Annotated in this window: 15 protein-coding genes and 1 pseudogene; 5 read left to right on the forward strand and 11 right to left on the reverse strand. The window is 73.3% G+C overall.

From position 1 onward, the window contains the following. Nucleotides 1-56 precede the first annotated feature (56 nt). Complete coding sequence (gene phoP, locus ACZ3UD_RS21540) at nt 57-752, reverse strand: two-component system response regulator PhoP (protein ID WP_030061050.1); 696 nt, start codon at nt 750-752, stop codon at nt 57-59. Beyond that, a complete protein-coding gene (locus tag ACZ3UD_RS21545) occupies nt 749-2,212 on the reverse strand; it encodes a sensor histidine kinase (RefSeq protein ID WP_465589875.1) in 1,464 nt (487 codons plus the stop codon). The genes phoP and ACZ3UD_RS21545 overlap by 4 nt, the downstream gene beginning before the upstream one ends. 306 nt (nt 2,213-2,518) lie before the next feature. On the opposite strand from ACZ3UD_RS21545, the gene phoU reads away from it, so the two are divergent. Further along, a complete protein-coding gene (gene phoU / locus ACZ3UD_RS21550; protein WP_465589878.1) occupies nt 2,519-3,208 on the forward strand; it encodes a phosphate signaling complex protein PhoU in 690 nt (229 codons plus the stop codon). 170 nt (nt 3,209-3,378) lie between these two features. After that, the gene (locus ACZ3UD_RS21555; RefSeq protein WP_380608515.1) at nt 3,379-3,558 is read left to right on the forward strand and encodes a hypothetical protein; all 180 of its coding nucleotides are present in this window, start codon (nt 3,379-3,381) and stop codon (nt 3,556-3,558) included. Nucleotides 3,559-3,643: 85 nt separating this feature from the next. On the opposite strand, the pseudogene ACZ3UD_RS21560 reads toward ACZ3UD_RS21555, so the two are convergent. Together ACZ3UD_RS21560 and ACZ3UD_RS21565 are read right to left on the reverse strand one after the other, a co-directional pair. Then, nucleotides 3,644-3,820: pseudogene (locus ACZ3UD_RS21560) on the reverse strand (lytic polysaccharide monooxygenase); the annotation flags it as partial. Between the two features lie 129 nt (nt 3,821-3,949). After that, nucleotides 3,950-4,708, reverse strand: a complete 759-nt coding sequence (locus ACZ3UD_RS21565) for a phosphoglyceromutase (RefSeq protein WP_387631476.1) — start codon at nt 4,706-4,708, stop codon at nt 3,950-3,952. A gap of 149 nt (nt 4,709-4,857) precedes the next feature. Between ACZ3UD_RS21565 and ACZ3UD_RS21570 the strand changes: the two genes are divergently transcribed. Beyond that, nucleotides 4,858-6,159 (forward strand): MDR family MFS transporter, encoded by a 1,302-nt coding sequence (locus ACZ3UD_RS21570; RefSeq protein WP_465589882.1) that lies wholly within the window; start codon nt 4,858-4,860, stop codon nt 6,157-6,159. Between the two features lie 70 nt (nt 6,160-6,229). Here the strand turns inward: ACZ3UD_RS21570 and ACZ3UD_RS21575 are convergent, their stop codons facing one another. Both ACZ3UD_RS21575 and mshA read right to left on the reverse strand, forming a co-directional pair. Further along, on the reverse strand, nt 6,230-6,742 hold the full coding sequence (locus ACZ3UD_RS21575) for a type III secretion system chaperone family protein (protein ID WP_465589885.1): 513 nt from the start codon (nt 6,740-6,742) through the stop codon (nt 6,230-6,232). Between the two features lie 94 nt (nt 6,743-6,836). After that, entirely contained in the window at nt 6,837-8,210 is a 1,374-nt protein-coding gene (mshA, locus tag ACZ3UD_RS21580) for a D-inositol-3-phosphate glycosyltransferase (protein ID WP_465589889.1), read from the reverse strand. A 230-nt stretch (nt 8,211-8,440) separates the two neighbouring features. Between mshA and ACZ3UD_RS21585 the strand changes: the two genes are divergently transcribed. Beyond that, on the forward strand, nt 8,441-9,274 hold the full coding sequence (locus tag ACZ3UD_RS21585) for a methyltransferase domain-containing protein (RefSeq protein WP_465589891.1): 834 nt from the start codon (nt 8,441-8,443) through the stop codon (nt 9,272-9,274). 230 nt (nt 9,275-9,504) lie between these two features. Here ACZ3UD_RS21585 and ACZ3UD_RS21590 read toward each other — a convergent pair whose 3' ends face one another. Next, a complete protein-coding gene (locus tag ACZ3UD_RS21590) occupies nt 9,505-10,071 on the reverse strand; it encodes an O-acetyl-ADP-ribose deacetylase (protein WP_465589894.1) in 567 nt (188 codons plus the stop codon). Between the two features lie 359 nt (nt 10,072-10,430). On the opposite strand from ACZ3UD_RS21590, the gene ACZ3UD_RS21595 reads away from it, so the two are divergent. Beyond that, a complete protein-coding gene (locus ACZ3UD_RS21595; RefSeq protein ID WP_465589897.1) occupies nt 10,431-11,825 on the forward strand; it encodes a PP2C family protein-serine/threonine phosphatase in 1,395 nt (464 codons plus the stop codon). 117 nt (nt 11,826-11,942) lie between these two features. On the opposite strand, the gene ACZ3UD_RS21600 is transcribed toward ACZ3UD_RS21595, so the two are convergent. The 4 genes from ACZ3UD_RS21600 to ACZ3UD_RS21615 all read right to left on the reverse strand — a co-directional run bounded on the left by ACZ3UD_RS21600 (nt 11,943) and on the right by ACZ3UD_RS21615 (nt 14,296). Beyond that, nucleotides 11,943-12,293 carry a DUF2516 family protein gene (locus tag ACZ3UD_RS21600; protein ID WP_465589900.1) on the reverse strand — a complete coding sequence of 117 codons (351 nt, stop codon included), beginning with the start codon at nt 12,291-12,293 and terminating at the stop codon, nt 11,943-11,945. 122 nt (nt 12,294-12,415) lie between these two features. Then, entirely contained in the window at nt 12,416-12,934 is a 519-nt protein-coding gene (locus tag ACZ3UD_RS21605) for a hypothetical protein (protein WP_465589903.1), read from the reverse strand. A gap of 2 nt (nt 12,935-12,936) precedes the next feature. After that, entirely contained in the window at nt 12,937-13,344 is a 408-nt protein-coding gene (locus ACZ3UD_RS21610; RefSeq protein WP_465589906.1) for a helix-turn-helix domain-containing protein, read from the reverse strand. Between the two features lie 169 nt (nt 13,345-13,513). Beyond that, nucleotides 13,514-14,296 (reverse strand): alpha/beta fold hydrolase, encoded by a 783-nt coding sequence (locus ACZ3UD_RS21615; RefSeq protein ID WP_465589909.1) that lies wholly within the window; start codon nt 14,294-14,296, stop codon nt 13,514-13,516. Nucleotides 14,297-14,323: the final 27 nt, after the last annotated feature.

A 14,323-nucleotide genomic window follows, 5' to 3' on the forward strand; every position in this document is an offset into this window, starting at 1 on the left:
GCTGGTGGCGGTTTCCAGGGGGCCTTCCGCGTACGGGCGTTGCCGCGGTCTACGGCTTACGGCTCGAACTTGTAGCCCAGGCCGCGGACGGTGACCAGGTAGCGCGGCGCGCCCGGGTCGGGCTCGATCTTGGCCCGCAGGCGCTTCACGTGGACGTCCAGGGTCTTGGTGTCGCCGACGTAGTCCGCGCCCCAGACCCGGTCGATCAGCTGCATGCGGGTGAGCACCCGGCCCGCGTTGCGCAGCAGCATCTCCAGCAGGTCGAACTCCTTGAGCGGCAGGTCGACCTTGGCGCCGTCCACGGTCACCACGTGCCGGTCCACGTCCATCCGGACCGGGCCCGCCTCCAGGGCGCCCGGGCCGCCGCCGTTCTCGCCCGCGCCGCCGTCCTCGCCGCGGCGGCGCAGCACCGCGCGGATCCGGGCGACCAGCTCACGGGTGGAGTACGGCTTCGTGACGTAGTCGTCAGCGCCTATCTCCAGCCCGACGACCTTGTCGATCTCGCTGTCCTTGGCGGTCACCATGATCACCGGGACGTTGGAGCGCACCCGGAGCTGGCGGCAGACCTCGGTGCCCGGCAGGCCCGGCAGCATCAGGTCGAGCAGGACGAGGTCCGCGCCGTTGCGTTCGAACTGCTCCAGGGCGTCGGGGCCGGTGGCGGCGACGGCCACCTCGAAGCCCTCCTTGCGGAGCATGTACGAGAGGGCGTCGCTGAACGACTCCTCGTCCTCGACCACCAGTACTCGGGTCACGATCGGGCCTCCGGGGCAAGCTTGGTTGCGGTTGTCAGGGGTTCTTCCCGCTCCCCGGCGGGGAGCGAACGGGCCGTGCCGTGCGAACGGTCCGTGGTGAGGGTTCGGGGTGCGGCGGCGGGCCCGGCGGTGTGGCCGCCGGGCTCGTCGTCGAAGTCGTCGGCGGCGTCGGGGGCGTCGGCGATCGCCTCGTCGTCCAGGTCGTCTCCGAGCGCGTCGTCGAGCAGGTCGTCGTCGAGGTCGTCGGCGACGGGCACCTGTCCGGCGGGCAGGCGGATGGTGAAGGTCGAACCCTGGCCCTCGACGCTCCACACCGAGACGGTGCCGCCGTGCGATGCGGCGACGTGCTTGACGATGGACAGGCCGAGGCCGGTGCCGCCGGTCTGCCGGGAGCGGGCCGGGTCGACCCGGTAGAAGCGTTCGAAGACCCGCTCGCGGTCCTTCTCGGAGATGCCGATGCCCTGGTCGGTCACCGATATCTCGATCAGCTCGCCGTCCGCCTCGCCGAGCGCCGCGGCGCTGGAGATCCGGCGGGTGGCGATCGCCACCCGGGTGCGGGGCGGGCTGTAGTTGACGGCGTTCTCCACCAGGTTGCCGAGCGCGGCGGCGAGCTGGCCGCGGTTGCCGTGCAGGTAGAGCCCGGCGATGCCGCCGGCCGCGATCAGGATCTGTTTGGCGGCGGCCTGCTGGCGGCAGCGGTCGATCGCCTCGGCGATCAGCTCGTCCACCGCGACCGGCTCCGGGTCGACCATCAGCCGGTCGTCCTGGACCCGGGAGAGGTCGATGATCTCCTGCACCAGGCTGGCCAGGCGGGTCGCCTCGACCTGCATCCGGCCGGCGAAGCGCTGCACCGCCTCCGGGTCGTCGGCCGCGTCGGCGACCGCCTCGGAGAGGAGCGACAGGGCGCCGACCGGGGTCTTGAGCTCATGGCTGACGTTGGCCACGAAGTCCCGGCGGACGGCCTCCACCCGGCGGCGCTCGGTCTGGTCCTCGACCAGCACCAGCACCAGCCGGGAGCCCAGCGGGGCGACCCGGACGGACACCGCGAGCGGCTCGACCGCGCGGGCCGCGCCGGGGCGGGGCACCTCCAGCTCGACCTGCCGGATCTCGCCGTCCCGGCGGGTGGCGCGGGCCAGCGCGAGCATCTGGTCCACCGCGACCGCGCCGCCGCGCACCAGGCCCATCGCGTACGCCGCCGAGCTGGCCTTGACCACCTCGTCGCCCTCGCCCAGCACGATCGCGCAGGAACGGAGCACGGAGAGTACGGTGTCGACCCCCGGCGGCAGCGGGGGTTCCGGGTTGCCGGTTCCCAGTGCCTGGGTCCGGCCGTAGTGCCTGCCGCTGAGGTGCCTGCCCCTGGCCTGCTCGCGCTCGCTCCAGCGGAAGGCGATGGAGGCGGTGAGGCCGACGCCGAGCCCGGCTATGGCACAGGCGGCGGCAGCGGCCACGTTCACGTCCATGTGGCCAGCGTAAGCGCACGACCAGGCCACTCCCCAAGGGCTGGATCAAGGCATCGACCACGCGTTGCCGAGAATTCACCTTCACGTAGCTGCCGATTCACCGCACCGGCCGTGCACCGTCGCCCGAACGGCACAGAGTTGGCCATGCAGCCCGTGTGGGAGAGAACGGCGTGCCGAACAGCGGCCGTCGTCTCAGGTGTGCGCGTACCATTCGCGCCACCAGCAGCGGTCGCCCGAACGCCGGAACGGTGGTCGGACGGGCTGACCGGTCGGCACCGCCACCGACACAGCTAGTGAGGAGAGAACATGCGCGACGCGTACCACGAGGAACTGGATTCGATCGGCGACAGCCTGGTCGAGATGGCCCGGCTGGTGGGCTCGGCCATGGGCCGGGCCACCACCGCACTCCTCGACGCGGACCTGGCGCTGGCGGAGAGCGTCATCGCCGCCGACGAGAAGGTCAACGACCTCCACCACGAGCTGGAGAACCGCGCCATCGATCTGCTCGCGCGGCAGCAGCCCGTCGCCACGGACCTGCGCATCGTGGTCACCTCGCTGCGGATGAGCGCCGACCTGGAGCGCTGCGGGGACCTCGCCCGGCACGTCGCCAAGGTCGCGCGGATGCGCTACCCGGAGTCGGCCGTGCCCTCCGACCTGCACTCCACCGTCCTGGAGATGGGCCAGCTCGCCCAGCGACTGGTCGCCAAGGCGGGTCTGGTGATCGCCACCAAGGACGTCCACAAGGCCCTGGAGCTGGAGCAGGACGACGACGCCATCGACAGCCTGCACCGCGAGCTGCTGTCCCACCTGATCGACGAGCGCTGGCACCACGGCATCGAGACCGCCGTCGACCTCACCCTGGTCGGCCGCTACTACGAGCGCTTTGCGGACCACGCGGTGTCGGTCGCCAAGCGCGTGGTGTACCTGGTGACGGGCGAGCACGTGGCCGAGTTCGTGGCCGCCACCGAGGCGGCAGAGGCCCCCGGGGCGAAGTGACCGGCTCCCACCCCCCCGGGGGGTGGGTAAACCTGCGGCGAGGGTGGTGTGGACGCACGGTCTTCCGTCCGTCCTGCCACTGCACGCCTGTTGACGCTCCCTCCGATTGGCGGCTTCACTCGATAGTTGGGGGCACAGGAGTGCGCCCGTCACAAGGAGGGAAGCGCTCGATGAAGGCCAACCCGACCCGACCGGCACCCGCCCACAACACCGTCGAGCCACCCGCCCCGAAGCTGCTGCCCGTCCTCGCGGCCGGCTGCGGCTGCGGACCGGGCTGCGGCTGCGGCTGCCAGTCCGGTGCGCCCTGCCAGTGCGGCGGCGCGGACGGCGGCTGCTGCGGCGGCCACTGAGGCATCCGCCACCGAGGAGCCATGAGGTGCACGGCCGCCGGGCGGCCGTGCACCTCATCCTTTCCGTTCCGCCCTGTCCCGTATCTCAGAACTGGACGTCGGTGCAGGAGTAGAAGGCGTTCCCGGTGTCGGCGATCGTCCGGACCGCGACGATCACCTGGTGGCCGGTGCGCCCGCTCGGGGCGGTCGCGGTGTGGCTGAGCGCGCTCGGCACCTGCCGACCGTTGTACGGGACGGTCAGGAAGGGCGTCCGGTCCAGGCTGTCAGGGTGACCGGCCGGCTCGCGTCGTAGCCCGGCTTGGTCAATACCGCGCTGTGGCGCCAGGCCCATCAACTTGATCGGCCCCGCTCCCCGGCTTGCCGGGGCAGCGGGGCCGATCAGCTTTCGGGCTTACTTCTTGCCCTGGTTCTTGACCGCCTCGATGGCGGCGGCAGCGGCGTCGGCGTCGAGGTAGCGGCCGCCGGCGACGACCGGCTTGAAGTCGGCGTCGAGCTCGTAGACCAGCGGGATGCCGGTCGGGATGTTCAGGCCCGCGATGTCGGCGTCGGAGATGCCGTCGAGGTGCTTGACCAGCGCGCGCAGGCTGTTGCCGTGGGCGGTGACCAGGACGGTCTTGCCGGCGGCGAGGTCCGGGACGATGGCGTCGTACCAGTACGGGAGCATCCGCTCGACGACGTCCTTCAGGCACTCGGTGCGCGGACGCAGCTCGCTCGGGATCTCGGCGTAGCGGGCGTCACCGGCCTGCGAGTACTCGTTGTCGTCGGCCAGGACCGGCGGCGGGGTGTCGTAGGAGCGGCGCCACAGCTGGAACTGCTCCTCGCCGAACTCGGCCAGGGTCTGGGCCTTGTCCTTGCCCTGCAGCGCGCCGTAGTGCCGCTCGTTCAGGCGCCAGCTGCGGCTGACCGGGATCCAGTGACGGTCGGCCTTGTCCAGGGCGATCTGCGAGGTGCGGATGGCGCGGCGCAGCAGCGAGGTGTGCACCACGTCGGGGAGCAGGCCCTCGGCGGACAGGAGCTCGCCGCCGCGGGCGGCCTCCTTCTCGCCCTTCTCGTTGAGGTCGACGTCGACCCAACCGGTGAACAGGTTCTTCTGGTTCCACTGGCTCTCGCCGTGACGGAGCAGGATGAGTCGGTACGTCGTGTCAGCCATGGCCCCCAGCTTAGTGGAGGGCCGGAAAACCCCTGGTGGGGACCTTGGTCCGGTGGGTAATGTGTGCGCCGCACATCTGCCGCTTACATGCGTCGGCTGACGGGCCTGCCCGCGCCGCTCAGCGGACGCCTGCCCTCGGGAGCCCCCACATGCTCGTCAGCCTGGTCAGCAACCCCCGGATCCGAAGACTGGTACGGGAGACGGTGGGCGGGTTGCCACGGCAGTTCTGGTGGCTCTGGGTGAGCACACTGGTGAACCGCCTCGGATCCTTCGTCGTCACGTTCCTGGCGCTCTACTTGACCGCCGAGCGCGGGTACTCACCCTCCTACGCGGGCCTGGTGGCCTCGCTGTTCGGCCTCGGCTCGGCGATCTCGGCGGTCGGCGCGGGCGTGCTGACCGACCGGATCGGACGCCGGCCGACGCTGGTCGCCGCCCAGCTCGGCACCGCGGCGTCTACCGCCGTGCTCGGCTTCGTGGACGGCCAGGTGGCGATCGCCGCGGTGGCCTTCCTGGTGGGCCTGTGCAACAACGCGACCAGGCCGCCCACCTCGGCCATCATCGCGGACCTCGTCCCGGCCGAGGACCGGGTCCGGGCGTACTCGCTGAACTACTGGGCGATCAACATCGGCTTCGGCCTCTCGGCCGCCGCGGCCGGTCTGATCGCCACCCACGGCTACCTCACGCTCTTCCTGCTGGACGCGCTCACCACCCTGGTCTGCGCGGTGGTGATCTTCATCCGGATCCCGGAGACCAAGCCGCAGGCCTCGCCCGAGCAGGCGGCCGGCGCCGCCGAGCCGAAGACCAGCCTGCTCACGGTGCTCCGGGACGCCCCGTTCATGGCGCTGGTCGGGCTGACCCTGCTGGTCGCCCTGCTCTTCCAGCAGGGCTCCACCACGCTGGCCGTGGACATGGGCGCCTCGGGCATCACGTCCACCGAGTACGGGCTGGTCATCGGCCTGAACGGGCTGCTGATCGTGGTGCTGCAGATCCCGCTCACCCGGTGGATGGAGGGCCGCTCGCGGACCGGGCTGCTGATCGCCAGCTGCCTGCTCACCGGCTGGGGCTTCGGGCTGGCCGCGCTGGCCGGCTCCTCGGCGTGGCTGTTCGCGCTCTCGGTGGGCGTCTGGACCGTCGGGGAGATCCTCCACACCCCGGTGATGATGGGCCTGATCGCCGAGCTGGCGCCCACCCACGCGCGTGGCCGCTACCAGGGCGTCTACTCGCTGTCCTGGTCGCTCGCCTCGCTGCTCGGCCCGGCGGGCGGCGGGCTGCTGCTGCAGTACGCGGGGCCGGCGGCGCTCTGGCTGGCCTGCGGGGCGGTCGGCACGGTCGCGGCGCTCGGGTACGTGGCGCTGGCCCGCCGGACGGGCGCGGCCGGGCGCCGTACCGAGGCCGTGACCGAGGTGGCGGCGCCCGCGGCGGAGGCCGAGAAGGCTCCGACGGGCGCCTGAGGGCCTGGCCCGCGTCTCGTGGATCTCGTCGGATCAGGACCCGGCAGGGATCCGCAGGACGCGCCCGAGGTCAGTCGGCCTTCGGGGCGGCCAGGTGGGCGAAGGCGGCCAGGTTGCGGGTGGACTCCCCGCGCTTGGTCCGCCACTCCCACTCGCGCCGGATCGCCGAGGCGAAGCCCAGCTCCAGCAGGGTGTTGAAGGGCTCGTCGGCGTTCTCCAGCACCGTCCCGAGCAGCCGGTCCACGGCCTGCGGGGTGAGCGCCTCCAGCGGCAGGCGGCCGGCCAGGTAGACGTCGCCGAGCTGGTCGACGGCGTACGCGACGCCGTACATCCGGGTGTTGCGCTCCAGCAGCCAGCGGTAGACGGCCTCGTGGTTCTCGTCCGGGCGGCGGACCACGAAGGCGTTCACCGACAGGGTGTGGTCGCCGACCCGAAGGGCGCAGGTGGTGGACAGCTTGCGGGTGCCCGGGAGGGTCGCCACCAGCGTGTACGGGTCGGCGGCGGCCGGCTCCCAGGCCACCCCGGCGTCGTCCAGGGCGGTGCGCAGGAGGGTCAGGGCCTCGTCCTTGGTGCGGATTGCCATGGGGGTGACGTTACTCGCCAGTACCCGTGCAGCGCAGCCCGTGGAGCGCGGCCCGCGGGGCGCAGCCGCCCCCCGCGCACCGGGCGCCCCGGTGTCAGGCCGGGCGGCGGCGAGCCCCGGCCAGGCGGCCGGCCGGGCGGGCCAGGCTGCCGGCGTACACCTCGGCGGTGGTCGCCGCGGCGGTGTCCCAGCCGAAGGCGCCCGCGTGCCGGGCCGCCGCCGCGCCCCGCCGGGCCACCAGCGCCCGGTCGGTCACGTACGGCTCCAGCGCACTGGCCCACTGCAGCGGGTCGTGGCCGTTCACCAGGGAGCCGGAGTCGCCGTCCCGCACCGCGACCGGCAGTCCACCGACCGCGGCCGCCACCACCGGGGTGCCGCAGGCCTGCGCCTCCAGCGCGACCAGCCCGAAGGACTCGCTGTACGAGGGCATCACCAGGGCCGTCGCCGCGCGGTACCACTCCGCGAGGCTCGCCTGGCCGACCGGCGGGTGGAAGCGCACCACATCGCCGATGCCCAGCTGGGCGGCCAGCTTGTGCAGGCTCTCCGGCCGGGCCAGTCCGGTGCCGGACGGGCCGCCGACCACCGGCACCACCAGGCGCTCGCGCAGCTCCGGACGGCGCTCCAGCAGCGCGGCGACCGCCCGCAGCAGCACGTCCGGCGCCTTCAGCGGCTGGATCCGGCCGGCGAACAGCAGCACGGCGGCGTCCTGCGGCAGGCCCAGCCGGGCCCGGGCGTCGGCCGCGGCCGACGGGCCGCCGGGGCGGAAGACGTCCAGGTTCACCCCGGGGTGGACGACTGCCAGCTGGTCCGGCCGGGCGCCGTAGTGCAGCGCCAGCTCGGCGGCCTCCTCGGTGGTGTTGGCGATCAGCCGGTCGGCGGCCTCGACCACCTGGGTCTCGCCGATCACCCGGGCCGCGGGCTCGGGCGTGTCGCCCTCGGCCAGCGCGGCGTTCTTCACCTTCGCCATGGTGTGCATGGTGTGCACCAGCGGCACCCCCCAGCGCTGCGCGGCCAGCCAGCCGACCTGCCCGGAGAGCCAGTAGTGCGAGTGCACCAGGTCGTAGTGGCCGGGGCGGTGGCCGGCCTCGGTGCGCAGCACCCCGTGGGTGAAGGCGCACAGCTGGGCCGGCAGGTCCTCCTTGACCAGGCCCTCGTACGGCCCGGCGGTGACGTGCCGCACCAGCACGCCCGGGGCCAGCTCGACGGTCGGCGCGTCGTCCGAGCAGATCGACCGGGTGAACACCTCGACCTCGATGTTGAGCTCGGCCAGGCGCTTGGCCAGCTCGACGATGTAGACGTTCATCCCGCCGGCGTCCCCGGTGCCGGGCTGGTGCAGCGGCGAGGTATGCACGCTCAGCATGGCTATTCGGCGCGGACGGCGGCGGCCCGGGACGAGCGACTGGAGCCGGCCGCGCGCGGGCGCGGCGGACTGGGCACGGCGTACCGAACGGACGGGGTGCTGAATCACCTGGCTGAAGCCTCCTCGTGTGCGGCCCGTCTCGGCGGTCCGCGTGAACGGGCCGCCGCATGTCCGGTGTGCGCTGCCCCGTCCGGGCACACATCACCGCCAGTGTGCCAACCACACGGCGGTCGTCCGGCATTCCCGGTCCGGGCGGTGAGCTGACAGGGACCGGCCAGCGCCCGCGGCCGGGCCGACATCCGGCCAGGTCATGGCACGGGCCGACTACCCTTCTGGACATGGCTGCCTCCTTCGACCCCGCGCCCACCGCGCCCGCCCGCGGGCGGGCCGGCCGTCCGGTGGGGACCGTCACCCGGGGCACCACCAACACCAACCGGCTGCGCCGGATGGACCGCTGGATCGCGCACACCCTGGGCCGCACGCTGCGCGCCGCCGAGCGGCCGCCGGTGGCGGTCGACCTCGGCTACGGCGCGGCGCCCTGGACGGCCGTGGAGCTGGCCGGGCGGCTGCGCACGGTGCGGCCGGACGTCCGGGTGGTCGGGATCGAGATCGAGCCGGAGCGGGTCGCGGCCGCGCTGCCGTACGCCGAGGCGCCGCTGCTCACCTTCCGGCGCGGCGGCTTCGAGGTGCCGCTGGACGGCGGCGCGCCGGCCCAGCTGATCCGGGCGGCCAACGTGCTGCGGCAGTACGAGGAGTCGGCGGTGGCCGGGGTGTGGGAGCGGCTGTGCGCCCGGCTCGCCCCGGACGGGTTGCTGGTCGAGGGCACCTGCGACGAGATCGGACGGCGGCACGTCTGGGTCGCGCTCGGCCCGGAGGGGCCCCGGACGGTGACCTTCGCGGCCCGGCTGGGCGGCCTGGAGCAGCCCTCCGACCTGGCCGAACGGCTGCCGAAGGCGCTGATCCACCACAACGTGCCGGGGCGGCCGGTGCACGCCTTCCTGGCCGACTTCGACCGGGCCTGGGCGGCGGCCGCGCCGTACGGGGCGTTCGGGGCGCGGCAGCGCTGGGTGGCGGCGTGCACAGCGCTGGCGGGCAGCTGGCCGCTGGTGGACGCGCGCGGGCGGTGGCGGCAGGGCGAGGTCACGGTGCCCTGGACGGCGCTCGCGCCCTAGCCGGGGCCCGCGCCTCAGGGCCGACGGGCGACGTGCCTCAGGGCTGGTGGGCGACCTGCTCCCAGTTCTGGTGAGCGACGCACCGCATTCACTCGAACGAGTTATCGAATATCTCTGGCGTGTTGACGCCTCATCAGGCGACGATGGAGGCCGCCGAGCGACCACACCACACGCCGCTCGGCGCCCACCACGCCCAGCCGTACACAGCCACGCTCAACCGCGCCCAGCCGTCAGCCGTCCTGGCCGAGCAGCTCCCCCAGGGCCCGTTCGAACACCCCGTACATCTCCGACCCGAACAGCACGAACCGCACCTCCGCCAGCCCCGCGCCCGCGCGCGTGTCACCGCCGTCCAGCACCCGGGCGACGGTGCCGAGCGCGATCCGGGCCGCATCCACCGGCGGCCAGCCGAAGATCCCGGCCGACACCGCCGGGAAGGCCACCGTGCCCGCCCCCAACTCCGCCGCCACGCGCAGCGACTCGCGATAGCAGGAGGCCAGCAGCTCAGCCCGCTCCTCGTACTCCTCCGCCAGATACACCGGCCCGACGGTGTGCACCACCCACCGGGCCGGGAGCCGTCCGGCCGTGGTCGCCACCGCGCGCCCGGTGGGCAGCCCCTTGCCCCAGTGCGAGGCCCGCAGCCGACGGCACTCCTCCAGGATCTGCGGTCCGCCCTTGCGGTGGATCGCGCCGTCCACCCCGCCGCCGCCCAGCAAGGACGAGTTGGCGGCGTTCACCACCGCGTCCACCCGCTGTTCCGTGATGTCACCCTCGACCAGGGTGATCCGCATCACCATCATCTGCCCCCTTTCCCGGGCCCGCCCGGCAGCCGCCGGGACGGGATCCGAGCCGTCATCCGAGTCTGATCACCACACCGCCACCGGCGTGGCAATAACCACAACGGCGCCGGTCGGCCGAAGAAATCCCCGGAGATCACGTTATGGTCGCGAGAAGTTCCCCGACGCGAGGTGCCAGGCGGGCACCGCGGACGGACGCCGGCCGTTACGCAGTCGGGGAAAGGGAGGAACCACCGATGCCCGCAACGGGAGACGGGCGGGCACCTGGTGCCGCGGACCTGCCGGGCGCCCATGACGGCGCCCCCGTCGGCCATGCCCGTAAGCGCCCGGCAACGACCGGCCCGGCGACGGCAGCTCCCCCGATGCCTCACCCCCGGTCACAGCCGGTCCGGACCGCGCACGGCGGGCGGCACCCGTCGCACCTGGCCGAGGTGGGAAACGTTCCGGCACCGGGTGACGGGCCCGCCGACGGCGGCGCCGCACCGCTGCGGCTGCTGGTCATCGAGGACGACGCCTCGGACGCCCAGCTGATCAAGGCCGCGGTCGCCGACAGCGGCACCTCGATCGAGATCCACTGGGCCCGCGGCCTCGACCAGGCCACCCAACTGCTGGCCCAGGCCGCCTCCGCCGCCCGGCGCGGGCGCACCCGCGGCCCCGAATTCGGCTGTGTGCTGCTCGACCTGGCCTCCCCGGCCGACCTGCCCCACCCGTCCGACGCCTCGGACGGCCTGGAGGGCCTGCGCGAGCTGCTCCGGCGCGCCCCGCACATCCCCGTCGTGGTGCTCACCGACGCCGCCGGAGCCGAACTCGGCGCGGCCGCCGTCGCCGCCGGCGCCCAGGACTTCCTGCTCAAGCACGACACGGACGGCCCGCTGCTGGCCCGCGCCCTGCGCTACGCCGTCGAACGCAAACGCGCCGACGAGTCCCAGCGCCGCCTGGTCGAGGCCGAACTGCGCGGCCAGGAGAACGCCCGCCTCCAGCGCCACCTGCTGCCCACCCCGCTGCTGGAAGGCGCCGGGCTCTCCTTCACCCGGCGCTACCGCCCCGGGCGGCGCCGCGCCCTGCTCGGCGGCGACTTCTACGACGCCGTGCGCACCGACGACGGCACCGTTCACGTCGTGATCGGCGACGTCTGCGGCCACGGCCCGGACGAGGCCGCGCTCGGCGTTGCGCTCCGGATAGCGTGGCGCACCCTGGTCTTCGCCGGCCTCACCGGCGAAGCCCTGCTCACCACCCTCCAGCACGTGCTGGAGCACGAGCGGCGCAGCGACGAGATCTTCGCGACGCTCTGCATGCTGGTCATCGAGCCCGGCGGCGCCGACACCGGCCTCGACTCGCTCGGCACCGGCGAGCGGGCCCGGCTCTACCTCGCCGGACACCCGGCGCCATTGCTGCTCGGCCGCGACCACGCCCCCGTCCCCCTGCCCGCCGACCTCGCCGGGCCCGCGCTCGGACTGCTGCCCTGCCACGACGGGCAGGCCGCCTGGCCCGCGCACGAGCTCGACCTCCGGCCCGGCTGGCGGCTGTTGCTCTACACCGACGGACTGATCGAGGGCCGGGTCGGGGCCGGGTCGCGCCGCCTCGGCCAGGACGGGCTGGCCGACCTGATCGCCGACCACCAGTCCGCCGGGCTGACCCGGGGGCGGCTGGTCGACAGCGCGATCGCCGAGGTGGAGGAGCTGAACGGCGGCGCGCTGACCGACGACGTCGCGGTGCTGCTGCTGGAGCGCAATCCGGTGCAGTTGATCCTCGGCTGAGGGGTTCCGCGCTGAGGGGTCCGCGCTGAGGGGTGCGCGCCGGGCGGCCCCTCCAGGAAACGCCGCAGCCCGGGCGGGTGAGATCCCGCCCGGGCTGCGGCGTTTTTTGTCGTCGGCCTACCAGGGGCCGTACGGGCCGGTGTTGCTCTGGCCGCCACGGCCGCTACCGCCGGTCAGCGCCCGGATCGCCGGGCGGACGTCCACCACGTAGACGATCGAGGCGACCAGGCCGACCAGGGTGCCGATGCTGCCGAGGAAGTTCGCCCCGAACAGCAGGTCCCACCCGAAGCTGATCCCGAGGATGGCCAGCCAGAACCCCTTGGTCTTCTTGTCCGCCGCCCGGTAGGCGTCCTCCCGGCGGGTGGCCGCGTCGAGCAGCGCGAAGAGCTTGTAGCCGAGGATGGCCACGGCCATCCACCAGAACGGGTTCAGGTAGGAAAAGGCCAGGATCTGGAACACTCCGGTCATCGCGATCTCCTACGTCTCTCGGCTTCCCACGCCCCGGCCCTCGCCCATCCTGGCACGGCGACCGTCCGCAATGCTGTCAACGTCCGGCCGTCACCGGATGTGCCCGTGGCCGCGGGCCCCGATCACTCCGTGCTGTCGGGAGTGCTCTTCCGGGCCTTGGCGGACTTCTTCGGCGTGGGGGCGGGAGCACCGTCCTCGACCTGTTCGGCCTCGACCAGTTCGGCGGTCTCGGTGGTGGCGGTGGTATCGGTGGTGTCGTCCTGCGGGCGGGCCTTGTCGACCACGACCTTGCCGCGCTCGGCCAGCTCGTCGTACGTCTCCTTGGCCTTCACCGCCAGCTCGACCGCGCGGGCCACCTGCTGGAGGGCGAAGCCCTGGGCCCGCTCCTGCAACGCCTTCAGGTCGGCGGGGAGGGTGGTGACGGCCTCGGTGACCTTGGCGGGCGCCCCGGTCAGCAGCTCCTGTGCCTCGTGCAGCTTGGCGGTCGCCTTCTCCTGTGCGGACTTGCGGTCCGCCGCCAGCGCCTCGACCTTGCCAGGCACCTCGCGCAGCTTCTCGTAGGCGAGGTCCCCGGCGCCGGCCAGGGCGTACAGCGGGGTCGGGTCGGTGAGGGTCTTCTTGATGTCGTCAGTGATCGGCATGGTTACCGGTCCTCCCGGTGGGTGTTCTGGGTGGCTGCGCCGTCGGTCGTGGGACCGGAGGTCGAAGCGGCGTTCTCCTTGAGGAAGGCGTCGTAGACCGCGAGCAGCGCCTGCTTCTGCTGCTCGTTGATCAGCGGATCGGCCAGGATCGAGACCCGCAGCTCCAGCCCCTCACCCCGCCGTTCCTCCAGGATCCCGGCCTGGACGTAGAGCGTCTCCGCCGAGATCCGCAGCGCCTTCGCGATCTGCTGCAGGATCTCCGCGCTCGGCTTGCGCAACCCTCGCTCGATCTGGCTCAGGTACGGGTTGGACACGCCGGCGGCCTCCGCCAGTTGGCGCAGCGAGTACTGCGCGCTGCGGCGCTGCTCGCGGATGTACTCGCCTAGGGAAGCGACGTTGAGTGAGGCCATATGGACAGGGTGCGGCAGGGTGCTTGCAATTGCAAGCAGGCTGCTAGCGGGAGGCAAGCGGGGGTGTCTGTTGTGGGGGGTGGCTTTCGGGAGGGCGGGTGGCCGGGGGCGCGTCCTCTCGCTGGAGGGGGGTGCGGGTGCGGGTGCGGGTGCGGGGGTTGGCGGGTGGTTAGGCCAGGTGGGGCAGGAGGAGGGCGGTGAGGTGGTGGGGGGTGCGCAGGGGGAGGTAGTGGTCGGCGTCGGGGAGCAGGTGGTGGTGGGCGCCGGGGATGTCGGTGGTGAGGCGTTGGGCGATGGCCGCGATCTCGGGGTGGTCGTGGGCTCCGTGGACGACCAGGGTGGGGGCGGTGATGCGGGTGAGGTGGGATTCGGCGTCGCGGGCCGGGGCGCCGGCGAGGTGGTGCTCGCTGGTGATGCGGCGGGTCGCGTTCTCCCGGACCATCGTTTCGATCAGTGCTCCGCCGGGGGCGGTGCGGCCGAGGGCGGCCCAGACGGACAGTTCCAGGTCGGCGAGTGTCGCCGCGTCGCCGCGGCAGCGGGCCTCGGTGTAGGCGGAGGTGTCGGGGGACGGTGGCCAGTCGTGGCCGCTGACCGAGGCACCGATCAGGGCCAGGGCGGTGACCCGCTCGGGGTGGGCGAGGGTGAAGTCCAGGGCGGTCTCGCCACCCATGCTCAGGCCGACCAGGGCGGCGCGGTCGAGGCCGAAGTGGTCCAGGACGGCGCGCAGGTCCTGGACGTCGTCGAACGCCCGTTCCGGGGGCGTGGACCGGCCGAGGCCGCGGGCGTCGTAGCGGATCACGTCGTGATGGCGGGACAGTTCGGGGACGACGGCGTCCCACAGTCGGGAGTCCATGCCGGAGCCGTGCAGCAGCACCACCGGGGTGCCGGCGCCGCGGCGTTCGGCCCACAGGTGGCCGCCGTCGGAGGTCTGGACTTCGGAGTCGGTACTCATGCGGAGGATCCTTGCAGAGCCGCTTCA

The sequence above is a fragment of the Kitasatospora sp. NPDC023118 genome, from assembly GCF_055560875.1.

Coding starts and splice junctions, on each gene's coding strand:
- ACZ3UD_RS21545 (WP_465589875.1), bottom strand. CDS start 2,212: ATGGACGTGAACGTGGCCGCTGCCGCCGCCTGTGCCATAGCCGGGCTC.
- phoU (WP_465589878.1), top strand. CDS start 2,519: ATGCGCGACGCGTACCACGAGGAACTGGATTCGATCGGCGACAGCCTG.
- ACZ3UD_RS21555 (WP_380608515.1), top strand. CDS start 3,379: ATGAAGGCCAACCCGACCCGACCGGCACCCGCCCACAACACCGTCGAG.
- ACZ3UD_RS21565 (WP_387631476.1), bottom strand. CDS start 4,708: ATGGCTGACACGACGTACCGACTCATCCTGCTCCGTCACGGCGAGAGC.
- ACZ3UD_RS21570 (WP_465589882.1), top strand. CDS start 4,858: ATGCTCGTCAGCCTGGTCAGCAACCCCCGGATCCGAAGACTGGTACGG.
- ACZ3UD_RS21575 (WP_465589885.1), bottom strand. CDS start 6,742: ATGGCAATCCGCACCAAGGACGAGGCCCTGACCCTCCTGCGCACCGCC.
- ACZ3UD_RS21585 (WP_465589891.1), top strand. CDS start 8,441: ATGGCTGCCTCCTTCGACCCCGCGCCCACCGCGCCCGCCCGCGGGCGG.
- ACZ3UD_RS21590 (WP_465589894.1), bottom strand. CDS start 10,071: ATGATGGTGATGCGGATCACCCTGGTCGAGGGTGACATCACGGAACAG.
- ACZ3UD_RS21595 (WP_465589897.1), top strand. CDS start 10,431: ATGCCTCACCCCCGGTCACAGCCGGTCCGGACCGCGCACGGCGGGCGG.
- ACZ3UD_RS21600 (WP_465589900.1), bottom strand. CDS start 12,293: ATGACCGGAGTGTTCCAGATCCTGGCCTTTTCCTACCTGAACCCGTTC.
- ACZ3UD_RS21605 (WP_465589903.1), bottom strand. CDS start 12,934: ATGCCGATCACTGACGACATCAAGAAGACCCTCACCGACCCGACCCCG.
- ACZ3UD_RS21610 (WP_465589906.1), bottom strand. CDS start 13,344: ATGGCCTCACTCAACGTCGCTTCCCTAGGCGAGTACATCCGCGAGCAG.
- ACZ3UD_RS21615 (WP_465589909.1), bottom strand. CDS start 14,296: ATGAGTACCGACTCCGAAGTCCAGACCTCCGACGGCGGCCACCTGTGG.